Origin of the sequence: Paenibacillus sp. FSL L8-0502, assembly GCF_038593055.1 — a bacterium.
GTDB classification, from domain to species: Bacteria; Bacillota; Bacilli; order Paenibacillales; family Paenibacillaceae; genus Paenibacillus; species Paenibacillus polymyxa_D.
Window position 1 is genome coordinate 1,024,698 of record NZ_CP151958.1, and the last position, 23,901, is coordinate 1,048,598.

The 23,901-nt window shown below is 43.8% G+C and carries 21 protein-coding genes; 17 read left to right on the top strand and 4 right to left on the bottom strand.

Annotation, left to right across the window (positions count from 1 at the left end):
- The first annotated feature begins 215 nt into the window (after window positions 1-215).
- The 3 genes from NSQ57_RS04595 (at window position 216) to aroD (ending at window position 3,380) form a co-directional block, all read left to right on the top strand.
- Entirely contained in the window at window positions 216-1,127 is a 912-nt protein-coding gene (locus tag NSQ57_RS04595; RefSeq protein WP_069012907.1) for a LysR family transcriptional regulator, read from the top strand.
- Window positions 1,128-1,256: 129 nt separating this feature from the next.
- Complete coding sequence (locus NSQ57_RS04600; RefSeq protein WP_165149983.1) at window positions 1,257-2,513, top strand: MFS transporter; 1,257 nt, start codon at window positions 1,257-1,259, stop codon at window positions 2,511-2,513.
- A gap of 102 nt (window positions 2,514-2,615) precedes the next feature.
- A complete protein-coding gene (aroD, locus tag NSQ57_RS04605) occupies window positions 2,616-3,380 on the top strand; it encodes a type I 3-dehydroquinate dehydratase (RefSeq protein ID WP_342425686.1) in 765 nt (254 codons plus the stop codon).
- Between the two features lie 104 nt (window positions 3,381-3,484).
- Here the strand turns inward: aroD and NSQ57_RS04610 are convergent, their stop codons facing one another.
- On the bottom strand, window positions 3,485-4,057 hold the full coding sequence (locus tag NSQ57_RS04610) for a shikimate kinase (RefSeq protein ID WP_029517614.1): 573 nt from the start codon (window positions 4,055-4,057) through the stop codon (window positions 3,485-3,487).
- Window positions 4,058-4,611: 554 nt separating this feature from the next.
- Here NSQ57_RS04610 and NSQ57_RS04615 point away from each other — a divergent pair.
- From NSQ57_RS04615 to NSQ57_RS04625, 3 genes are all read left to right on the top strand, one after another.
- Window positions 4,612-5,304: a pectate lyase gene (locus NSQ57_RS04615; RefSeq protein ID WP_029517613.1), complete on the top strand. Its 693-nt coding sequence runs from the start codon at window positions 4,612-4,614 to the stop codon at window positions 5,302-5,304.
- A gap of 146 nt (window positions 5,305-5,450) precedes the next feature.
- The gene (locus tag NSQ57_RS04620) at window positions 5,451-6,488 is read left to right on the top strand and encodes an aminoglycoside phosphotransferase family protein (RefSeq protein WP_342426114.1); all 1,038 of its coding nucleotides are present in this window, start codon (window positions 5,451-5,453) and stop codon (window positions 6,486-6,488) included.
- Between the two features lie 54 nt (window positions 6,489-6,542).
- Window positions 6,543-7,541 (top strand): glycosyltransferase, encoded by a 999-nt coding sequence (locus NSQ57_RS04625; protein ID WP_069012910.1) that lies wholly within the window; start codon window positions 6,543-6,545, stop codon window positions 7,539-7,541.
- 124 nt (window positions 7,542-7,665) lie between these two features.
- Here NSQ57_RS04625 and NSQ57_RS04630 read toward each other — a convergent pair whose 3' ends face one another.
- Both NSQ57_RS04630 and NSQ57_RS04635 read right to left on the bottom strand, forming a co-directional pair.
- Window positions 7,666-8,157, bottom strand: coding sequence for a DUF1036 domain-containing protein (locus NSQ57_RS04630; protein WP_165149987.1), 492 nt, complete (start codon window positions 8,155-8,157; stop codon window positions 7,666-7,668).
- Between the two features lie 129 nt (window positions 8,158-8,286).
- On the bottom strand, window positions 8,287-9,495 hold the full coding sequence (locus tag NSQ57_RS04635; RefSeq protein WP_029517609.1) for an MFS transporter: 1,209 nt from the start codon (window positions 9,493-9,495) through the stop codon (window positions 8,287-8,289).
- Between the two features lie 216 nt (window positions 9,496-9,711).
- Between NSQ57_RS04635 and cysK the strand changes: the two genes are divergently transcribed.
- Entirely contained in the window at window positions 9,712-10,635 is a 924-nt protein-coding gene (gene cysK / locus NSQ57_RS04640) for a cysteine synthase A (protein ID WP_342425687.1), read from the top strand.
- A 944-nt stretch (window positions 10,636-11,579) separates the two neighbouring features.
- Here cysK and NSQ57_RS04645 read toward each other — a convergent pair.
- A complete protein-coding gene (locus NSQ57_RS04645) occupies window positions 11,580-11,708 on the bottom strand; it encodes a hypothetical protein (RefSeq protein ID WP_256026159.1) in 129 nt (42 codons plus the stop codon).
- A 326-nt stretch (window positions 11,709-12,034) separates the two neighbouring features.
- Here NSQ57_RS04645 and NSQ57_RS04650 point away from each other — a divergent pair, with 326 nt between their 5' ends.
- The 10 genes from NSQ57_RS04650 to NSQ57_RS04695 all read left to right on the top strand — a co-directional run bounded on the left by NSQ57_RS04650 (window position 12,035) and on the right by NSQ57_RS04695 (window position 23,609).
- Window positions 12,035-12,196, top strand: a complete 162-nt coding sequence (locus NSQ57_RS04650; RefSeq protein ID WP_080561132.1) for an FDLD family class I lanthipeptide — start codon at window positions 12,035-12,037, stop codon at window positions 12,194-12,196.
- Between the two features lie 66 nt (window positions 12,197-12,262).
- A complete protein-coding gene (locus NSQ57_RS04655) occupies window positions 12,263-13,204 on the top strand; it encodes a S8 family serine peptidase (RefSeq protein ID WP_209018268.1) in 942 nt (313 codons plus the stop codon).
- A 4-nt stretch (window positions 13,205-13,208) separates the two neighbouring features.
- Window positions 13,209-16,292: a lantibiotic dehydratase gene (locus tag NSQ57_RS04660; protein ID WP_342425688.1), complete on the top strand. Its 3,084-nt coding sequence runs from the start codon at window positions 13,209-13,211 to the stop codon at window positions 16,290-16,292.
- Between the two features lie 10 nt (window positions 16,293-16,302).
- Window positions 16,303-17,574, top strand: a complete 1,272-nt coding sequence (locus NSQ57_RS04665; protein ID WP_342425689.1) for a lanthionine synthetase C family protein — start codon at window positions 16,303-16,305, stop codon at window positions 17,572-17,574.
- A 15-nt stretch (window positions 17,575-17,589) separates the two neighbouring features.
- Window positions 17,590-18,147: a DUF5823 family protein gene (locus NSQ57_RS04670; protein WP_016819877.1), complete on the top strand. Its 558-nt coding sequence runs from the start codon at window positions 17,590-17,592 to the stop codon at window positions 18,145-18,147.
- A 14-nt stretch (window positions 18,148-18,161) separates the two neighbouring features.
- Entirely contained in the window at window positions 18,162-19,955 is a 1,794-nt protein-coding gene (locus tag NSQ57_RS04675; RefSeq protein ID WP_081317629.1) for an ABC transporter ATP-binding protein, read from the top strand.
- Between the two features lie 9 nt (window positions 19,956-19,964).
- On the top strand, window positions 19,965-20,561 hold the full coding sequence (locus NSQ57_RS04680) for an accessory gene regulator AgrB (RefSeq protein ID WP_340954377.1): 597 nt from the start codon (window positions 19,965-19,967) through the stop codon (window positions 20,559-20,561).
- Between the two features lie 138 nt (window positions 20,562-20,699).
- Window positions 20,700-22,028, top strand: a complete 1,329-nt coding sequence (locus NSQ57_RS04685) for a GHKL domain-containing protein (RefSeq protein WP_029517600.1) — start codon at window positions 20,700-20,702, stop codon at window positions 22,026-22,028.
- Window positions 22,025-22,804: a LytTR family DNA-binding domain-containing protein gene (locus NSQ57_RS04690; protein ID WP_029517599.1), complete on the top strand. Its 780-nt coding sequence runs from the start codon at window positions 22,025-22,027 to the stop codon at window positions 22,802-22,804. Before NSQ57_RS04685 ends, NSQ57_RS04690 begins: the two co-directional genes overlap by 4 nt.
- A 46-nt stretch (window positions 22,805-22,850) precedes the next feature.
- Window positions 22,851-23,609: a TraX family protein gene (locus tag NSQ57_RS04695; protein ID WP_029517598.1), complete on the top strand. Its 759-nt coding sequence runs from the start codon at window positions 22,851-22,853 to the stop codon at window positions 23,607-23,609.
- Window positions 23,610-23,901: the final 292 nt, after the last annotated feature.

Below are 23,901 nucleotides of genomic sequence, written 5' to 3' on the forward strand. Positions count from 1 at the left end.
AGTGTAACTCCCAACATAAATTTTAGATCAATGGCCTAGGTAGGCATCGTCCAGGTGTATTAAAGTACGCCCACAAACAAGTGAAAATATTCACATAATGTCTATGTCTTAATTATATAAGGGGTGATATTATAAATCCAATGCATATTTTTATCGTTTTTCATAGTTTGGGTCTATAATTTAAAATATGAATTAAAGAAGGGAATTACATAATTATGAACCTGAAGCACTTACAATATTTTCGTGTACTTGCGGAGATGGAGCATTTTACTCAGGCAGCTATGCGGCTATGTATCACTCAACCCAGTTTAAGTCATGCGATTTCAGAATTAGAAAAGGATTTGGGCGTTCATCTGTTTGAGAAGCAGGGGAGAAATATTCGGTTAAACAAATACGGACGATTTTTTCTGAAGTATGTGGAGCACGCGATGGATGAATTGGAAAAGGGGGAGCATAACTTACGGGAATTAGTGAGTCCAAGTCATGGTAATATAGATTTGGCGTTCATTTACACACTAGGTTCACACTTCATTCCAGCAATAATCCAAGCCTTTTCAGCTCTGGATGCCCGTAAAGACATTTCCTTTTCGTTTCACCAAGGGAATACGAACGATATTATTCAAGGCCTGAAGCAGGAACACTATGACGTGGCGTTCTGCTCTCACGTGGAAAATGAACCGGATGTGGAGTTTATTCCGTTGGCTCAGCAGGAACTGGTGGTCATTGTTTCGCCTGATCATCCACTGGCTTCTCTGGACCAAATTGATCTCAAGGATACAGCAGATTACCCGGTGATCTTCTTCAACAAAAAGAGTGGGGTTCGGCCCATTATTGAGAATTTGTTTGCCAAGGCGGGCGTTACGCCACAGATTATTTGCGAGATTGAAGAAGATACGGCAATGGCAGGACTGGTGTCTATCAATTACGGGATCGGAGTTATGCCCCGCATTTCATCGTTAGATTATTTTAACGTCAAAACATTGCCTATTATTAATCCAGAATACGAGCGTTTTATCTACCTAGCCAGCATTAAAAATAGATATTTATCCCCGGCAGTAGTAGAGTTTCGGAACTTTGCCCTAAGTTACGGCAAGGAGTTTTATCTGAAAACGCATCAGCGTGTCTAAGCCGGAGTCTCGCAATATTTAAACTTGATAAATTTTAAATTGTGTTCTATACTTCATCATCGACACAAGCAATGTGAAATGATTCACGTTTTGATACTACAAGACTTACTTACAAAAGCAGGTGAATTCATGATGAAACGTACTTCTTTTCCAGTGGCGACAGGACTTTATGTAAACTATCTTTTGTTCGGCATGTTTAATATTATGCTGGCATCGCACATGTCCTTTTTAACAGAGCATTTGCATACAGATCAGGCGGGCATCAGTCTCTTGGTTTCTGCGATGGGATTTGGCAGGTTGTTTACCCTGTACATATCCGGGGTGCTCTCCGACCGTTATGGTCGTAAGCCGTTTATTGTGGCAGCCGGGCTACTGATGGCTGTATTCTTGGTCGGTATACCGCTGAGTTCCAGCTTTGAGATGGCGATCGTACTGGCTGTGCTGGCAGGCGTAGCGAATTCTTTTCTTGATTCAGGTACTTATCCAGCGCTGATCGAAGCTTTCCCCCAATCCTCTGGTTCGGCTACAGTATTGGTGAGAGGTTTTATATCCGTTGGGGCGGCATTTTTACCGCTAATGATTATCTTTTTTATGAATCACGATATTTTCTACGGGTTCTCTTTCTTTTTACCTGCCCTCATATTTGCTTTGAATGCAATGTACTTGTTCAAAATGAAGTTCCCAGACATGCGCGTGCAGCCCGCCAAGGGGCAAAGTGGCGGTAATTCTGTATCAAGCCTAGCGGGAAAATTGGAGGCAAATGACCGGAGTAAGCCGCGGTTTTGGCAGGAAGGGCTATGCCTTATCTTGCTCGGATTTACGGGACCTACCTTGCTTTATATTGTGCAGTTATGGTTGCCTACTTTTGGACAACAGTTTATCGGTATGACCGAATCAGAGTCTCTCAGATTATTAGTTTATTACAATATGGGTTCGCTGGTTTCCGTGTTTGTATTGGTCATTGTGTTAAGAAAATGGGTTAAACCAGTTCACATTATTCTTATTTATCCATGTATTTCCCTGTTGGCTTTTGGAGCGCTTCTCCTTTTCAAGTCAGGGGCTGCGTCCATTATTTGTGCGAGTGTTATCGGGTTTTCAATATCAGGTGTACTTCAGCTGACATTAACCGTAATGAGTGAATTTTTTAGTCAACGAAAAGGACAGATTACCGGGTTTGTTTATACAGCAACCTCGCTTTCATACACGATCATTCCTGTGTTTACAGGCTTTCTGTTGAAACATTCTCAGATATCGAGTGTTTTTATGCTAGCTATTATTGTGAATGTGCTAGGGATCGTACTGGCGGTGTTTGTTAATTTTCGGTACAGTTTAGTTTTTCCAGCAAGTCGCAAATTGTCGCCTAAAATTGCACTTGAACCCAAATAACGACGACTGGATCATATCATCTGCATGCTTATTCAGAATGCGTTATACTATGAATTATTGTACATGTTCGACTTGAAACTGTAATTTGGGAGTGAGAAAGAGATGGCTAAAATCGTAAAGGTGAAAGATGTCCTGATTGGTGAAGGAGCGCCAAAAATTTGTGTGCCCATGGTGGGAGAAACGTTGGAGCAGTTGAAGGAAGAAGCTACTTATTTACGTACGCTCGACCTGGATATCGTGGAGTGGAGAGTCGATTTTTTCGAACATGTGGAGGATCTGGAAAAGGTAAAGGCTGCCTTACATGAAATTCGGTCTATTTTAGCCAATATTCCACTCGTATTTACGTTCCGTAGCGCTCGGGAAGGCGGAGAAAAGGAAATCAGTGCGGCGAGTTATGTGGAATTGAATCGTACAATAGCCGCAACGGGGCAAGTCGAACTTATTGATGTAGAGCTTTTTAATGAGGAGGCTGATGTGAAGACGCTGGTAGAAGCAGCACATAAGCATAACGTGTATGTGATTATATCTAATCATGACTTTCATAAGACGCCGTCGAAGGAGGAGATTGTTTCCCGATTATGCAAGGCGCAGGAATTGGGAGGCGATCTGCCTAAGATAGCAGTGATGCCGACCAATACAGCCGATGTGCTCACTTTGCTGGATGCCACGCGTACTATGTCAGAAGAGCATGCAGATCGGCCGATTATTACGATGTCGATGGCGGGGAAAGGTGTCGTGAGCCGCCTGACCGGAGAACTGTTTGGTTCGGCTTTGACCTTTGGTGCCGCTAAGAAAGCTTCCGCACCGGGGCAGATTCCTGTCACTGAACTGAGAGAGATATTGACGGTGCTGCATAGCCATTCTTAAAAGACGGATGGCATGCTCGCCAGTCAGTAATATATCCGCAGTGAACCAAAAAGGAGGGCCCCCATGCGATAAGCATGCTGGAGCCCTCCTTTTTGGTGTAACTCTTAATTCAATCCCCGAGTAGGTTCATATAACTCCCAACCTAGATTCAGCGTTTGAATAATATAGTCTGCGACTTCTTCCGCATCCAACTGATCTGTATCGATCTTGGAGTGATTCACCGCGTAGATGTCCTGTCTGGAACGGAATAAATCCTCAATTTCCCCTAAAGTCTTGTTTTGTAGATTAGGACGGGTGTCAATCAGCATCTTGAGCCGATCTTTCCAGGAATCCCAATTTAAATCCAAGAAGAAAACAATCGATGAAGCCAAACAAGCTTGCTTCACCTCTTCCTGTAAAAATGCACCACCGCCAACGGAAATGATTTTAAGGCGTGTGTTGCTGCACAGCTTCAAAATATGCTCTTTTTCAATCTCACGGAAACGCTTCTCTCCATAAGTCTTGAAAATCTCTGTTGTTGGCATGTTGTATTCTTGTTCAATCTCCTGGTCAATATCCACGAAATCGCGATACAGCTTGCGCGCTAGATGGGAACCGATCGTTGTTTTGCCTACACCCATAAAGCCGATGAGCACAATATTTTGTTCTTTTAATGGAATCTCACTATTGTTTTGCACGATAACCACTCTTTTCTCACCAGTAATGTTGAGATGTAACGCTTCAAAGCACTAAATACATTATACGTTCATCAACCGTGTCATTCAATAGTATAGAGCACATCAGCAATGAGGTATACGATAAAAGAGACTCTGAATACCAATTAAGTGATAAACAGCAGGCAAACGAAACAAGGTATTTAAGTATTGTTTAATGCGTAAATTGAAGAAAAACAAACTTGCACAAGTATAAAAGAGGCAATTTTGTGTACTTAATTGAAAAAAAGGACATATTTTGGCGGAAAATATATTGAAATTACTGGAAATAGGATTATAATAGAATTATACAAATTGTAAATGTAATCGCTCTATTTACAATTTGTTCTTTATATTTTTTATAAAACGAAATTACTTTGAACCAAAAACCAAGTATACATATGCAAATAGTTGAATGATGCTTTATAGACGTGTATCGGTCATTGGGTTCATTGTGCGAAGGTGGTGATACGGTCTACACGTTCTAGTCAACGAAGAGTTGGAACAATGAAAAATATCTACGAGAGGGATGAATTGACATGAAAACAAACACAGCTAACGTATTGAAAAAGGGAATCAGTATCGCTTTATCAGGAATGTTGGTCGCCTTATTTGTCGGCAATTATTCTGCACATGCAGCTCCAGAAGTCGTTCATAAGACCATACTTGTTAAAGCTGGAGAAGTTTACGATGGTAAAGGCAAGACTGTAGTGGCTGATCCCGATACCTTGGGAGATGGAAGCCAGAAAGAGGCCCAAAAGCCTATTTTCAAGCTTGAAAATAATGCAACACTGAAAAATGTGATCATCGCTGCCCCTGCTGCGGATGGGGTGCATGTATATGGCAACGGCACAATCTCCAACGTAACGTGGGAGGATGTCGGTGAAGATGCCTTGACGCTTAAAGAACCAGGCACGGTAAACATTACGGGTGGTGGAGCGTTCCACGCATATGATAAAGTATTCCAAATTAATGCCGAAGGTACGATTAACATTAAAAACTTTAGAGCCGATGATATCGGTAAGCTGGTTCGCCAACTTGGGGGCTCTACATTCAGAGTGAATATGACTTTGGATAACTCGGATATTTCCAATGTAAAGGACTCGATCCTGAGATCGGACGGTCCTAACAGCAAAGCTAAAATTACGAATACTCGTTATCATAATGTAAAACAATTGTTCAAAGGTTTTAAATCCAGTAATACGAGTGAATCCGGCAATACTCAATATTAATTGGTATAGAAGAGAGTAAGGATAGGAGTACGGATGTGATAAGGGGCTGCCCAACAGGTCGTATGATCTGCTTGGGCAAGCCCCTTTTTGGGTGCAGCGAGTTACCCCAAAATGATCTGGGCTTCGTTCGGAACGAGGACTGTGATATGATCGTGCTATTACATTTTATACAAAAAAGTTGGGTGGCTATGAATCCTTTTCATAAATATGTGAATGTTGACGGTACCTTAAATGATACGCTGGTGCGGAATCGTGAGGTTTTATATACAGGTACGAATGGCCGGCATGTGGAACGTTTTTACGTGTCATCCTCTGAAAGTTATATATTTAAACCGCTAACCAACGATGATCAGAAGGGGCGGGAGAGATGGGTGTATGAGCATGTGCTTCCTGCGTTATCACCGATCTATCCCCGATTGCTAGCCTGGTCTGATGCAGGTGTGGATGGCGGAGAAGAATGGATTGTTTTTGAGGATCTTGGTCCGTTACATCATCTACACGCAGACGAAACTTTATTGCGAGCTGTTAGACTTGTTGCATGGTGGCATGCTTTGCCGACGGATCGTTTTGCTGGGATACCGCTGCGGGGACCAAAGCCACTCATTCAGGAGATGGTGTCCGAGCTATACACGCGCAAGCCGGATGTGTTACAGCTTTGCAGCTCACTAGGATTATCTAAGCAACAGATGCAGCGTATGTATGTACAGCTGGAGCATGTATCTTTTTCACAGCAGCTTGTACTGTCTCATGGTGATCTTCATCCGGGGAACTATGCGCTGAGCGGGGAACGGCTTATGGTGCTGGATTGGGAGCATACTCATCTGAACACACCGCTGTGGGATGTATATCACCTGATCGACATGTCCCATCCGTTGTTTCCCCGACGCATGACGTCCGAATTGCGTATTCGTATACTGGACACCTACGTGGAGCAGCTGGAGCTGTTGGGGATAAGAGTGGATCGAACGGCTTTTATGCTGGAATATGGCATGTTTGCTGTGGTATTTTCGCTCTGGATGCTGTTGTTAATCACAAGTGATTTGCAAAGGATTGGAACGCACCTGCATAGAAACGGCGACAAATGGTCAAAAGAGCAATTAGAGTCCCAGTTGGACGAAACGTTAGCCTGTTTGAACCAGTGTGCTGCGATGATGGATTGGGGACAAGCCCAGCGATGTAGATAGTAGCTTAAGACATAGACTGTATTTAGTTAGCCAAAGAAGGTAGGGAATATATCCATGAAAAAAGTTGGTTTGGTCATGAGAAAAATACAATTTGCTGAAGCACAGGGTCCGCGTATTTTCGCAGAACGTCTGAAGCAAATCGGGTTGGAATTGGGGGTGAACATCGTATTTGTATCACCGGAGCGCCATGTGAGCAGTCATGACTGGCTTCCGGGTTATGAACACGAAAAAGGCGACCTGGTCAATTATGACGTCGTACTGGACCAACTCCATGAGCAGCAGATTGAGCACGTTATTTATACGGTATCTGGCTTTACCTATTTGAACATGTTTTTTAAAAACAGCGTGCTTTTTCCGCATAGTTTTCCTGATCCGGCACTGACAGGCTATGAAATGATGAAGCCTTTTTATCAGATCGTGGACAAGGCTATCGTACAGACTGCCTTTCTCAAGCAGGAGATGGCTTCGAAGTTTGGCGTAACCGATGTGACAGTCATCCCGATCGGATTTAATGAGCGGCTGGTGGAAAAGCATTTTGATCCCTCGCAAGTGGTAGAGAACCGGGTGATGTGGATTGGTAGAGATGAGGAGAACCGACGTCCGGATTTGGTACTGGAGTATGCGAGGCATAATCCTGACAAGGATGTCTATATGGTATTTGGCGGTGAACGCTACAAGGAAAGTATGAAGAAATATGATATCCCGGACAATGTTAAACTTCAATTTGCGTTGACGCAAGATGAGGTGTTTGCGCTGATGAACACGGCGAAGGTGTACTGGAGCTGCTCCAAATTTGATACGTTCGCCATGCCGCTGACCGAAGCGCTCGCTATGGGTAAAATCGTGGTTAAGCCAGAGCATCCTTGCTATGGACATATCAGCTCTACGCATTCTTTTTCAGGGAATGAGAAAAACTGGTTTGAGCTGGTCAATATGGCTGCCGCCTCACCCCGTCGGGTTTCTACAGAAAATCAGGCATACGCCATGGAACAGTTTTCAAGTCAGGTGATGAAGCAGGGATACCGAGACTTTTTTGATCATTGGTTAAGCTGAGCAGCGAGGCATAATACTGTGGTTGCAACTCGCGTTTGGGTATCCAGAGTGAAATAAAAATAACCCGCAAGGGGGTCACTTTTTTTCAAAAATTCCATCTTGCGGGTTACGGTTCATCATTGACTTATCGTTTGGACTTTACTGGAACCGGGGTTCCTTTTTTAAAGCGAACCGGTCTTCTCGGAATTCTGTTAATGCCGGAGTCCTCCGATTTGGAAGGTAATGCTCTACGAGTTTTCTTTGTTGACAGTAAGCTTTGATTGGTTCTGCTGAACTCAACAGTGTAATTGTCTACAGATGAATCAATGGCAAGTCGGCGCATCCCCACTCGTCTGGATGATCCACTGCTATCGTTCCAACACCAATGAAAATCATGGTCAGTACTTCTCGGAAGCCGTGTGCGGTACGTACCACGCCACCTATTGGAGTGATTCTCAGCATAATAATAGAATGTGGTTCCCCCTACAGACCCGCTCCATACTTCTCTCGTATCACCAGGCTCTAGCCGATACCAGCCCATTTTAGAATAATTCATGGGATGACAGTCGGAATCAGGATAAGCATAGGCAGCATAGATGGTGTTACTCGTGTTGTTTGTAAAAAAAAGGCTCATCATGCACACTTCTTTCCTCATAAATTGGTATTACAATGTCATACTATGAGGAATGTAGAAGAAGAGAGTGGACAATATCTCTCAATCTATGAAAAATGAACCATTCGTTTACGTCCAACTTGCTAAACGATTCTATGATTGTATCTCCGCTATCGCTTCAGTATGAGCTGTCTTGCGATCCACAATGTAGCTAACTACCATGAGTAGCAGACCGCCGACAGTAATTAGCGATGCAACCCATGGAATAGCGGCTAGCCCCATTTGATTAATAACAACTCCCCCGATAAAAGCGCCGCCTGCGTTGCCCAGATTCAATGCGGAATGGCTGGAGGTAGAGGCAAGCAAAGGAGCCTCATAGGCCAGATTCATGATGCGAACCTGAATACCCGGCATGATGCCGAACGCAGCAATGCCCCAGATAAAGACAGTAATAACCGCCAGTACCTTGTTTTGAAGCGTAAACGTCAGAATGGCCAAAATAATAGCCAGTACAGCATAGTTTGCGATCAGGGATGGCAGCAGTTTCCAATCTGCAAGCTTGCCGCCAACGATGTTGCCGATCGTTACCCCTAGGCCAAACAGGACGAGAATCCAGGTAATGCTATGCTCGGCAAAGCCACTAATATCCGTAAGCAAAGGCGTAATGTACGTAAAGACAGTGAACAGACTGCCACAACCGACTGCACCTGTGAGCAACATCAGCAGCACTTTTGGATTAAACAGGCTTCGGACTTCTTGTTTGAGACTGGAAGGCTTGTCCTGATGAATCACCGGAATATAACGAATGATACCAAACAGAGAAATCAAGCCGATGACCACAATGGCTCCAAAGGAAGCACGCCAGCCGAGTTGTTGTCCGATAAAGGTACCAAAGGGTACGCCTATAATGTTCGCCACGGTCAAACCGGTCAGCACCATAGAAATAGCACCCGCACGCTTGTCAGGACGAACCAGTCGGGCAGCGATCAGGGAACCAGCTCCCAAAAAGGTTCCGTGCGATAATGCAGTAGCCATACGGGCCGCAATCAGAAACTCGTAATTGGGAGCAATGACGGAAAAAAGATTGCCTAAAATGAATATGATCATTAGCAGACATAGCAGCTTTTTCTGTGGTACCTTATGGGTTAATACGGTAAGCACAGGTGCACCAATAGCCACACCAAGTGCGTAACTGGTAATTAACTGCCCGGCTTGCGGAATTGTAACATGAAGATCATGGGCTACATTGGGCAGTAGTCCCATAATGACGAATTCGGTCATGCCAATGGCGAAGGCACCAAGGGTCAACCATAGCAAGGAGGGAGGGAAGCGGTTTGCTGTCATATTTTCTTGAGTACTCATAAGTGTCTTGTATCCTCCTGAAAAAATAGTAATGCGAGTATATCACTACAGGCGATATCTGGCGACCCATTTTGCAAGAATTTTACATACTAAGTTGATAAGTTTTATGTAATTTACAAAAGCGACAGGTAGGAAGGAGCCAAGTGTGTTATTTTGGTAGTATGATATGAAGATCGTAAATAACGTTGTAAGGAACGATCCAAGGAGGATACAACGATGGCACCTAAAGTGGTATATAGTATTACAGATTTAATAGGAGATACACCTTGTGTAAGGCTCCAACGGCTCACAGGGCCGCAGGATGCGGAAGTGTATGTGAAGCTGGAGTATTTTAATCCAAGCGGCAGTGTTAAAGACCGGGCGGCGGGCAACCTGATTGCCGAAGCGGAAAAGGCAGGACATCTAAAGCCGGGAGGCACCATTATTGAACCGACGAGTGGCAACACGGGAATTGGCCTTGCGATGAATGCGGCAGCCCGAGGTTACCGTGCGATTTTGGTGATGCCCTCGAATATGACGAAGGAACGGGTCAACATTTTAAAAGCCTACGGGGCTGAGGTCGTACTGACACCAGCAGAAGAACGGATGCCAGGAGCAATTCGCAAGGCACTTGAACTGGAGGCTGAAATTGATGGGAGCTTTATCCCGCATCAATTTGAAAATGAGGCAAACCCCGATATCCACCGTACGACCACAGCACTTGAAATTTTGGAACAGACGGAAGGGAAACTGGATGTGTTCGTCGCTTCTTCGGGAACGGGCGGTACCATTACGGGAACGGGTGAAGTGCTGCGTCAGCATTTGCCAGATCTGCGGATTGTTGTAGTTGAGCCGAAGGGCTCGCCAGTACTATCTGGGGGAAAACCCGGTCCACATAAGCTGGTTGGCACCAGTCCAGGCTTTGTTCCCACCGTGCTGAATACGGAAGTGTATGACGAAATCGTGCAGGTTTCGGATGAGGATGCGATTGCTACGACACGGGCGATTGCTGCCCAGGAAGGGATTCTGGTGGGCCCCTCTAGCGGAGCTACGATATGGACGGCGATTCAGGAAGCTCGGCGTTTGGGAGCAGGCAAACGGGTACTTTGCATTGCCCCGGATACCGGAGAGCGATATCTGAGCATGGGGATATTCGGATAAAAAGATGTGGATTGGGACCAAAGTGATTCGACTCATTTATATGTAGTATGATCCAGCCTCATTAAGTGAAGTAACAAAAGTGAATTGGCGATATGGCAATCAAGAATACACAAGTATAACAAGATGACTCCTGGAGCGCCTACTTCTTCACTAGCCTATTATAGCTCGACCTTGAAATATTATCTTTGAAAGAATAAAGGATGATGGGAGCGATATAGTAGATTCTTTTTCAATGGAGGAACATAGACATTGAATACATCCTTTTCATAATTCATAGGTTAATTTCACTCCTGACAATTAATAAGCCACAATCCATAAGGTTGTGGCTTATTAATTGTCGATTATAGCTTATATTCGTGAGAATTTTAAAAGTCTCACGGTTCATGCTCCGTTCTTCGATCTTATTTGTCTCTTCAGGATCCTCTTGAAAAACCCAAATAATCAGAGAAGGAAACACCGAGCCTATTATCCATTTCAGCAAGAGCTGCCTCAAACGGGTCAACTTATTAGTTGACTGCTTAAATGGTTGTGGAAAATAGTATAATGTACGCTGACATTTTTTGGCTTCTCTAATATTCGTGCAGCGATTATACCCAATTCAAGCTATTTATCAAAAATATGCAGCGGCTACGCAAGTGGGTTGATCGGTTGTCCACGTATCGATTGTGACCACTCGCACACCATCAGGCCACAACTCTTCCGAACGCACCTATAGAGGTTAAATGGACTGAACAGCAAACGATCGCTCGCTGCCTCACTTTTCATATTTTTGGCGGCTAGTACGTTTCCACTAAAGACTTCGCGCAAGACGTACAATTTTTCATTGCCTTTTTCCGGCTGGACTCCACCCATAGACAAGAGAACGTCACCGTTTTGTTCCGTCGTTTCGGCCAGTATCGTACGAATATGGTCATCGAGATGCAGCAAAAAGAGCTTGATATCGCTCAACAGATTTTGGGTACTTGTTGGGATGCCTGTAGTGCGTCAGTCAGTTCCTTTACAGTCATGTCCTGTTTGAATCGCAGTTCGTCCACAAGAGCCAGCACATCGTAGCCATAGGACGAGCGCTTCATGCTAAGCATCTCTTCTTCAGCCGATTTATACGAGACACCTGTATAAGAACATATCGGATTCTTGCAAGCATACGCCATGCTCTAAGCGTCAATCGTTTCGCTCTGTGTCGGTATTTTTTTATGCCATGCCGCATGGGCAGCAAAATGACTGCAATTTAGGAGGTTTGGAATACCTTTCAGGAATAAAGTATAAAAAACGGGAGAATTAGATATATTCTTTATTCATCGACAGCAAGATATGACATACGGTCACTCACAATAAACGTGATTTAGGGGTACCACTGAAATCATGTTTATTATAATCTAATTCAGAGAGGAAGAGGAAAATGAAAGTAGATCAAATGTTTGACCTTGATTTAAGAAAGAGCTATGAGGCCAGTGAGCTTAGCCCACAAGCTTCAATCATCAAAACAACCATTAAGGTATCCAAAGCAGTATGTAAAACTCTTACCTGTATCTGTACCGGTTCTTGTTCCAATTGTAAATAATTCATAAGCGATTCGTAAGTCAGGGGTAGTGAAATAGGCTACCCCTACTTACATTATGGAGATTGCATGATAAAACCTAATATATACAATTGGCATGTAGCCCGGCTGACCGATCATTTTAGTTGTGGTGCAACTGTTGGTCAGCCGCTTACTATCCTGTTTATTGATACAGGCGTCGATAAATCCCACTCAGAGATCCAAGGTAATCTAGTTGAGGCAGAATGCAAGTCATTTGTACCTTATGAGCCTTGTCTAAGCGATTACGTCGGGCATGGTACACAAATGGTTAGCTCTGTTACCGGCAAATATATATTGAAGGGGATATGCCCTTTCGCTCGGGTTGTTGTCTACAAAATTACGGACAAAAAAGGAATAAGCAAGCTTGAATGGTTGTATAGAGCGCTGGAAGAGGGTATTGCTAAAGGATATCCAATTATCAACGTCAGCTATCGTACAGAATATGAGGTCGACTTATTCGAGTTCAATAGGTTTCAGGCTTTGGTTGACTGCGCCAATGCGCAAGGCATATGGGTAGTCTGTTCCGCAGGAAACGATGGACGCGATATTACGCAGGAGTACAGAGTACCTGCGAATTTAAAGGGAGTATACCCAATTGGATCAACTAATAAGAACGGGGATATCTCCGGGTTCAGCAATACGCTCAACGATCAATTTTTTGCGCCGAGTGGTGATGAGTATGAAATCAATTACAACAATGATTGGGTAATGGTTGCCAAATCGAGCTTCGACACAGAGGATTACTTATATGAAGTGCTGGGATTTGACAAAGCATACACAGTGGGTATCGGTACGAGTATTGCCAGCGCCTTATTCAGCGGAGTTGTTGCCTCTCTTAGCGGAGAGCTTATCGCGCAGGGGATGAATGCCGGACGCACAGAAATGGAGTGTCTGCTCCGTCAAGGCGCGAGACTGATTGATGTTCAGCGGAATTATTATGAAGTAAGCCTTGCCGGTTCAATTCGTGCTTTAAGACAGATGAGAGGTTGATTGCATGTTGGAGAACTTTGAAATCTCGGAAAATTACATGTACCGGAAAACGTTGCTTGGCATGGAGTATTATACGCAGATATTTGATCATGAACAACTAGATGATGATGAATACCTTGACAGACTTGTACGGTTCGTTCAGCAGCAGGGGTTGATAGATTCCATTTATGTCTCCAGCCCCTCGACCTACGCTGCACTGCAAAGCCTGGAACAAGGCAGAACATTGAAGTCCAAAAAAAAGCGGAATCTTATCCTAAGTCTAAGCAAGTTCATTTCGCGGGCAATTTGTAGACCAACACCGTTTGGACTGTTCGCGGGAGTAGGCATTTCCCGATTTGGAAAAACGGGAGGCGCCGGGGAACATGTCGTCTGGGCAACTCCGGATTATAGCCTAATTTACCGCTTAATAGGGCTTTTCCATGGGGATGCGGATGTCCGCAATGAATTGAGACTGAGTGTAAATAACACCTCTTACATTGACCATCACAGGCTCGTCATCTCTTATCAGACTCTGTTTGCAGCAGATCAGGAGGAACGAAGCACTGAAAATATATCTATTCTCAAAACCCCGGTCATAGATTTCATCATGAAGATCCTTGATAAAGAGCAGCAGACTTTTCTGCAGCTTATGCAAGCTATAAAAGACGCCTTCGGCGTGGATGACACGATCAGCACAGATTTTTTGCAGCAATTGATAGAACAAGGCTTTTTGGTAAGTGAGATGATTCCCAATCCTCGGGATAGCGCTCCTCTGGCGCATCTGATACGTACACTAAAGCTGCTTGCTGCTCCCAAGGCAGCATATTACTCAGATATTTTGGAGAGAGTTGGACAAGCCATTCAGGACATTACAGTTGCTGCGGTCAAACGCGAAGGCATTGAGGCTGTCCGAAAACTAGTCCAGCTTATCCTTCCCGATTATCAGGGCGACTTGGTCAAAATAGACGTAAGACTGAATCAGGTAAATGAAATTCTATTGTCGGACAGCGATAGGCAATCGTTGGCCCAAATAGCTTCAATATTGAGCATGCTTTCTACGTACAGGAAAGAGGATACACTTTCCGACTATCGTCAGCAATTTACTGAGAAGTACGGAGTATATGAAGAAGTGCCCTTATTGCAGTTGTTCAGTAAAGCCTTGGGGCTCGGCAAACCTGAAGAGTACAAGAGCCACTACCAGAACGGAGATAAGTACAGGCACAAGGATGAAGGCAGGTTCCGACAGCTTAAGGCGCTAATTGCGGAGTGGCAGACCGAAGCGCTTGTCAATCATTCGGATATCGTGCTTGACGAGGTCAAAATCCAACAGCTGTCTGAATTGAGTCTGGAGAATGTCCATGTCTCGTTCGATTTGTATTATTCCTGCATGGAGAATGAGCAAGGTGAAGTTACGTTTTATTTAAACAACAGAGCCGGATCATTGGAAGCGTGTCAGAGCTTCGGAAGATTTGCCTACATGTTTGACAAGGATAGCCGTGATGAAATCTTCAATTTTGTCAGGAACCCGAAGGATCAGAAAGCAGGGGAGAGCGCCGCTGAAATCTCATTTTACCCATTCAGTCCCAAAATAACTAATATTATGACGGCAGGCCCGACACCAGACCAATCTATGGATATGGCCACGTTTCCCGAGAATCGGAAATTAGATGTTTCCCAGCTGCTGGTAGGGGCGGAGGATTCGGGATACTTTTATCTGAAGCACAGGGAAACAGGCGAACTGGTATTTCCCAAACTCAGCAGCATGTACAATACAGAGCTGGCGCCTTATCTGATCCGGTTTCTAAATGATATTAATCTGCAGTATCAGACCGGATGGTCCCATCTGGAGGAGTATCTCTATGATTCTTCTTTTACACCGAGAGTAACCTATAAAAATATCATCATCTGCCCCAAAAAATGGACATTATATGCGGATAAACAGCTCCAGAGCGAAGAACAGTTTCTGGCCTTTCTGGAGGATTGGATCATAAAGTATAACATTCCGCGATATGTATATTTGGTGGAGCTGGACAATAAGCTGTTGCTGGATTTGGATCGCCATCATCATCGAAAGCTTTTGCACAAAGAATATACCCGGAATCCGGAAGGCAAGGCGGCCGTTATTATGGAAACGGAGAAAGAATTGTTCGCTTCCGCTAACCGATATATGGAGGAGTGCGTATTTTTTTGCAAAAGCCCGATGTTTCAGTACTTGCCGATAGACAGATTGTCTGCACAGGCTACCGATAAAAGCTTAAATAAAGTGCTGAGTTCTTCGGTGAATGCCGTTTATTATCCAGGTTCGGATTGGATATCCCTGCAGGTATATTACAATCAGGAAATGCTAACCGATTTGCTGGGCAGTGCATTTAAGACATTCATGGACAATAGCGCCGAGTACTTCATTGACCAGGTTTTTTTTGTCCAGTATGCAGATAAGGAGCCGCATATCAGGCTAAGGTGCAAAATGTCGGGAAGCGTAGAGCATCAGCGTTTCACGGCCTTGAACTATGTTTTTGATTTCCTGAATACTGTAACCTCGTCCGGATTGGTTAGTTCCTATTCGGTTGTTCCTTACCGGCCTGAAATTTTGCGGTATGGCGGCGCAGCCTTCATTGAACAAGCGGAGAGGTTATTTGCTATCGATTCTTATCTAGTTTCAGGCTATTATGCAGGCAAGAGGTCAATTAATGCAACCGATCAGATGTTATTTTGCTGTACCGGACTTTTTGAGGTTGTGAACTGCGCGTATCCGCTGGCAGAAGATCAATTGAAGGCTATGGCTGCGATTATTGATCCAAAGAAATTCAGACAGGAGTATCGGGAACACAAAGAAGCGCTATTCCAAAGAATTCAACAGACCCGTTCCATATCCTTGCCAGCAAGCGATACAGGCGACAGGTTGCGGCAATACGCTGCATATTTCACGGCTATCCGGGAAGCTGACGACAGAACCAATTATTACGATGATATTATGTTCAGCATCATGCACATGTTCTGCAACAGAGTGTTCGGCCTGGACCGGGAAAAGGAAGAGCTTGCCCTACACCTGTGCTACTACAGTTTGGAAGATTATTTACAGGTAAGCAAATACCATGTTGCTTATTGAGGAGGAGCTTATGGCGGTCAAACAAGTCCCGGGAAATTTATCTGAAATAGTCAGGCAAAGCGCAGAAATTTACAAAGATATAGATACTGTAACCCTGCTAATCAAGAAGCACGCCATGCATGATTACCCTGAAATGGAGCTGATATCATTGGCTTCAGGATATCCCGGGATCAGCCTTCTTCTGGATAAACTAGATGAAGTCTACCCGGGGGAAGGGTGGGATGCGCTTGCTTTCAAGTACAATCAGGAGATTGTGCGCTTAATCGGCAATATACCGTTCCATTCATTGTCACTGTATACCGGATTGGCAGGTGTTATTTATCTGTTTAACGAGTGTTCAAGAGGTTCAACAAGATATACGAATGTGCTCTCACAGACGCTGGATATGTTTCTTAGCAGCTATGGGGAATTCTATGAGGAGACAAGGGGGAAATTGGAAGACTCCTTGATTGAGGATAGCGACTTGGATTTGATTTCAGGATGGACGGGGATTGCAGCTGCATTAATGGAGGTTAAGGAACGCCAAGACAGATACGCTAGGAAGCTGGATGCGGTGCTCCTTAAGATCCTTCAACTGATTACGGATGCTGTAGGCAAGCTGAGACATTTCGGGGAACTTCCCGAACAGACCATTTACTATAATCTTGGCATGGCGCACGGAATTACAGGAGCCATTAATTTGCTGGCTGTTGCACATCTCCGCCGCTACCCGTTAACAGGATTGAGAGAAGTACTGGAAGTTGCCAAGACTTTTCTACTCGGAAATATCAGAGAGTGGAACGGCACCCTTGTCATACCTAATATGTTCACACCGGATGAATCCGCAGAGACTAGTCGGAATCCAGGTTATCACAGAGATGCATGGTGTTACGGCACACCGGGAGCTTCTGTGGCTATGTTCCGGCTGGGATTGGCCCTGGAGGACAAAGCGCTGCAGCAGCAGGCTCTGCAATTGTTCAATACCGTCTACTCCAGACCAGATTCGCTAAGAAAGGTAATTTCACCGACGATCTGTCACGGCTATGCAGGCTTGCTCCTGATTCAGCACCATTTCAGCCGTACGGCAGCCATACCGTTCAAGAATGATTTTTTGCATCGTATGTTATCATACCGGAATACTCAAGAGGCAGTACCCTTTACAGACCTTGAGGGAAGCGTCGATGATCCGTTATCTCTCGATAAAGTAGGGCTGCTCGATGGATGTGCAGGTGTATTGCTGACACTGCTGACCTGTGATAATGAGAACTTGAGTACATGGAAGCAGATGCTGGTATTTAGCTAAAAGGAGGAGACGGTAATGTTCATTTTATTAAAAGAAATTATTACAGTCATGGTGGGACTGATTACCGATTTTCTCTCTTTTCAACTGGATGCATATTTTTATATTTGGTTTCTGGTCCTGTTTATTTCAAGCTTGGCAGCGACCCTGGTTCAACGAAGCGAAGGGACTATTACCTACAGCACAGCCGAATGTGTCGGAATAAATGTGCTAGTTGTCGTATTATACCTAGTAATCGGTACAATTTTGGCCAGATACTTTGCAAGTTTTGAGGATCAGCAGATTGTTGCTGGAGATAAGATTATGCTGTATAAAATTTCTTTTATGCTTACATCCGCTGTAATTATAGTGGATATTATACTAGATAGGTTGAAGAGAGGGCGGAAATTCTCCTACTCTTTGGAGTTTCTTGCCGGAAGCGCCGTGTGCTTCTTACTGTTCCAATTAAGCAACCAAACGGACTGGATAGGAACCAAGCTGTCGCTCTCCTATATTGTCATGGTAGCGATAGCCGCAGGTGTCTATACAATGGCAATGAAGTTTTTGCTAGAATACGAAAATCACAAAGAGAAATAGGTGATTAAGCCATAATGGAATTGAATATGGAGAGCACGGCATATAAAAAGATTGGTGAAGAAAAACAAACGGCCCATTCCTTGCTGGAGTTAATCAAAATTGCGAGATGGCCCAAGCTTGCGCTTGCTTGGAGCATCGTATTTACACTGATTTCCGCCGCTTTTTCATTAGTATTGCCGATCATTACAGGCAAGCTTGTCGATAAGATCTCAGCTATGGAGCTGACGATCCAGACCGCAGCTGTGCTTATTTCGCTGTTTCTGGCCGGAGGGATTTTAAACGCCGTGTCTTCTCTGCTCCTCAGATATGTGGGGAGCAAGTTTTTTCAGGAACTGCGACTGAAAATTTGGGAAAAAATTATCCATTTGCCGGTTAATTATTTTGATAACAACGAGAACGGCAAAATCATCAGCAGAATGACGAACGACCTTGCTATTGTAAGTAATTTTCTGGCTATCACTCTGCCTTCTATTCTGGCTGATGTCCTGATGGTCACTGGTTGCATCATCATGTTATTTGTGTTGGATTGGAGATTAATGAGTGTACTCGTTGCTCTGATTCCTATAACGGCGCTACTAATCTATCCCATTGGAAGAAGGATGAATAGAGTAGCGATTGAGGCACAGGATGCAGCCGCAGATTTTTCCGGTGAGTTATCCAAAATTCTCTATAACATCAGATTCATTAAAGCGACGACGTCGGAAAAGCTTGAAATGAAATATACTCGGGAGATACTTGGACGTATCTTTCGCTTGAACATCAAAGAGGGAATATTGTCAGCTGTCATTGAGCCGATTGTAACAATTATCATCATGCTAGCTTTGGTAGGAATGTTTTGGTATGGAAGCGCCGGCATTGCCGCTGGACATATCACTACAGGTACTTTGGTATCCATGATCTTTTATTTGTTTACAATGGTTTCGCCTCTGACCCAGCTCAGCAGTTTTTTCTCGCAGTATCAGAAGGCCAAGGGAGCAAGTAAGGAAATTTATACCATATATAACCAGCAGGATGAGAAGCAAGAAAAGTTAGGCAGTGTGCCGGACATGAAAAGTCATGATCAGAATTCGGATATCCTGCATTTTGCCAATGTTTCTTTCTCGTACAACCAGGGCCAACCGGTATTATCCAACGTGGAGTTAACCTTCAGAGGCGGTACCACTACAGCGATCGTAGGGCCTTCCGGCTCGGGAAAAACAACAATATTTTCTTTAATAGAGAAATTTTACTCAGAATATAATGGAGAAATCTATTACAATAATGTATATTTGGATAAGATTAGGACGGAAGAATGGCGTCGCAAAATATCCTATGTTATGCAGGATAGTGACTTACTGGTAGGATCAGTGAGAGACAATCTGGTATATGGCCTAAACAGAGACGCGGATGACCATGAGATTTATGCGGCTCTTGATACAGTAGGCTTGAAGGAGGTAATTTATCAATTACCGGATGGTTTGGATACCTTTGTTGGAGAAAGGGGAGTCAAATTATCGGGGGGACAGAAGCAGCGAATCCAGATTGCCAGATGCTTGCTTTCAGACCATGAGATTCTGCTGTTTGATGAAGCTACCGCCAATCTGGATAGCGAGTCAGAGCAGCTTGTACATGATGTAATCAAGCTTCTCTCCAAGAATAAAATGACCATTGTTATCGCTCATCGTTTGTCAACCATCTACAAAGCGGACCAGATAATCTTTTTGGATAAAGGAGAAGTAACGGGGGTAGGCACGCATCACGAATTAATGAGTTGGCATGATAAATATCGTGATTATGTTCAATTCCAGCTTCCCACACAATTAAGTTAGGGAGGGGCGGTGGCGTTGTATCATCAATTGTCAACGTGGATCATTGATAAATACTTTCAAGACGAAGAATTGGAAGCGGAGAAGCGTGTTTATGTGCTTTATTATCTAGAGAACATACTGGCTGGCACAGAAAAAATACTTCTTGTATTGGTCAGTGCCTGTTTGCTCGGTGTATTAGCCGAAACGGCTGCGATGCTGCTTTCCTATACAGTGGTCCGGCGAAAGTCCTTTGGCTGGCATGCTCGCAAGTCGCATCATTGCACCTGGGTCAGTCTACTGACCTTTGTGTTTGTTCCCTGGCTCTTAAAGGAAGTAGAATGGAACCGCTTTTTTTTGGCGACGCTCTGTCTGCTTTCTATCATTCTGATTGCCAGATACGCTCCGGCCGATACGGAGTGCAATCCATTGGTAGATCCGAAGTTAAGAAGAGCATGCAGATTACAAGCTATCTTTTTAAGTATAGTGTTTGTTTTCGTGGCCATCGCACTAGATTTTTATCCTTGGTTAATATTCGGGCTGTTTCTTGAAGCAGTCGTCATCACACCAGTATTCTATTCCATAATGAGAAGGAGTTATGCTAATTATGAACAATATCAAGAATATTAAAGAACACAGAAACAACCATACCCAGAGACTCAAGGCTAAGCTACTGGAGCATATGAGTAAAAGAGGTGAAGGAGGAGGGATTTGTTTCGGGTTGTTCTATGAACCAGTCAACCCAAAAGTTTGGAAATTGAACAAAAAATGATTACATCCGGCATTTATTTTTTGCAATACACCAGCTATCTTGTAATATATCATATGGTCAGCGGCAATGGTCTAAGCGTTTTCCGTATGAATTATAAGCTGCTGCTGTTTTTAGTCATGTATTATTTTATCGGAATAACAGCTCTGAATAACTTCGGACTGATTGTTTACCTATTTCTATTTGTGCTACTGGCATTATACGGGTGGTTGACCGACAAATATGAATCCTTGTGGGTCATAGGCTTCTACGCCATCCTTACCATCTTTATTACGACACTGCTGGGTTATTTCATAACGGTAATCAGCTATGCGGTTCCTTATGAATATAAAAACAAATGGACGGCGCCCTTCCTAACCGCTTGTTCACCTCCGCTGATCTACTTGGCGCTCCGAAAGCTTGTGTCTTATTTGTTTCCTACTCCGGCGGTCAGGCTTTTGAAGCTATATCGGATTAAGCTTATCGTCGGAGCTTCTTTAATCTTAGTCTTGGGGATCATCGGACTCGGACTCATTATCTATTCGGAGTGTGAAAGCAACAATCCGTATCCAAGCAGATTAAAGATTGTGTTGATGCTGATCGGCTTGACCTCCATCTTCCTGATGACGATCAATTGGCTGTATCGCTTCCTGCGTGAACGTGAGCTAGAGAAGAACAAGACGGAACAATACCTGCAGCTGGAGGCTTATATTATGGAGATTGAAAAAATGTACGAAGACATCCGCGGCTTCAGACATGACTATACCAATATCCTGTTAATGCTGGACGAGGGGATCAGAACTGGGGATTTGTCGATGATCAAGCGGATATATGAGAGTTCTATCCAACCTACTGCTTCACAGTTGAACGGATATTCCTATAGTCTGGATAACCTGATTAATCTGGACGTGAGTGAGCTCAAGAGTATTATTACATCCAAGGTGCTGGTGGCAAAGAAGCGTGGAGTTGACGTAAAACTGGAAATTGATAGCGGTATCAGTGAAATGTATATGGATATTATAGACCTTTGCAGAGTAATCTCTTGTTTCCTGGACAATGCAATCGATGCGGCATTAGAGACCTGCAATCCGTCCATAAATATTGTACTGATCCATGAAGACGATATTCAGACGGTGACGATACGAAACTCTTATAATCATTCTGCACTTGACGGGATTAAGGTGAATGATCTCTACAAACGGAACTTTTCAACGAAAGCGGACAATCGGGGTCTTGGCTTGTACAATATAGCAAAGGTGCTGCGCAGCAACAAGTATGTAACTTTGGATACCAAAAAGGAACCGGATTTTTTCACGCAAACATTAATTATAAAGAGAGCGACATCATGAATATTTTTATCCTGGAAGATCAGTTTATCCAGCAGCGCATAATGGAAAAGATGGTCCGTAAAAGCTGCGAGGAACTTGGCATCTGCTGCAGCAATCTCATTGTCACCAGTAAGCCGGATCTCCTGCTTTTTGAATCTAAAGCTTGTGCGAATAACTTGTATTTCCTTGATATTGAAATCTCGGGTTGCCAGATGAAGGGACTGGAAGTTGCCCAAGAAATCAGAAAATATGATATGTATGGGCATATTGTCTTTGTAACTACCCACGGTCATCTGTCTCCGCTTACCTTCCAATACAAGGTAGCAGCTCTTGATTTCATTATCAAGGATGCTACTCAGGATGAAATGGAAAAAAAGGTAAGAGACGTTCTTGCTGTTGCCCATCAAAGAAAGCCTGTGTTGGATGTCGATGATTGGTTTATACTCGACAATAAATTTACGAAATTTCAAATTTCCTTCTCCAGCATTTATTACTTTGAAACAACCGGTGTTCCCCACAAAATCCGTCTGGTTTCCGAAAACAGAACTCTTGAGTTTTACGGCGATCTGAAAGATATTGAGGCTAAGGACCCCAGGTTGTTCCGGTGTCATCGGGCATTTATCGTAAACCTGATGAAGGTGGAATCTATAGATAAGAGCAAGAAGGAGATCATTTTTCAAACCAATCAGAATTCCGGAGAAGCAAGGCGCATTATTCCCGTTTCCCGCCAATTGTTGAAGCACCTCTTAGATAAGATGGGAGACCGGAGCCTCCTGAACAGACCTGTTTACGAATAGAATAGATATGGAGGGCATAGTCCTTCGGGAAGAAAAGGGGAGGAATATGGAACAAAGATTATCCGTTCAAGCAGAGGTGAAGGGCATTGATGCCACCAGTTTAAAATTAATTGCAGTATTAGCAATGCTAATTGATCATATTGGAGGGCTATTTTTTGCCGATTTTTTGGGCTTTCAGGTGGTAGGCAGAATTACATTGCCTATCATGGCTTTTTTTGTAGCCGAAGGATATATCCATACCAGAAGCTTCAAAAAATATACAATACGCCTTGCTCTAACCGGGCTAGCCAGTGTGGTGCCTTACGGATTGGTATTTAAAGATTGGTATACTTCGGGAAACATCATGCTAACGTTGTTGATGGGCCTACTGGCAATATGGTTCTATGACAACACGACCAATCCTGTACTTAAATACTTGGCGATTTCGGCTCTTTGCGTAGTCTCTTTTTTGGGAGACTGGAGTGTAATTGGAGTGTTACTGGTTCTAGCTTTCTATGTCGCTCGCAAACAACAGAAGATTTACAACGGATGGATTATTGCAATAATTGCGCTTATGTTCATTTTCGGAGTCATCATTATATGGGCTGTTCCCGATTCGCTCAGCATCATGGGCATCAACGCCAGCACAATGAACGAATATCTTTATCCGTTTGCGATCGGCGGGGCCTGTATTTTTGCACTCCCTCTGCTATCCCGATATAATGGAGAGAGGGGAAAAGGCCCACGAACCTTTTTCTATTTGTTTTATCCGCTGCATTTGCTCGCGCTTTATCTGCTGAAGTTGGCTATTGATTATTACATATAAGAAGGGCTGTCTAATAAGTAACTAAAATAAAAAAAATGGACGGGAAACGACATGTTTTCCGTCTATTTTTTTATATAGTGCGATCGGTATGAATGATAACTTGGCGGTGAAAGTCCACCAATATACGCAAAAATACCTTGCTTGGCCTCGTCCCGGATTTCATAACGATTAAGGTGAATCAGTTCTTTCTTCAGTATGCTGTGGAAGGACTGAACTCAATACAAGCATTGTCGAACACGACCGTAAGTAAGTGGTAAAATAGGTGTGTGATAGCGGTCCCACGGACTCTTCA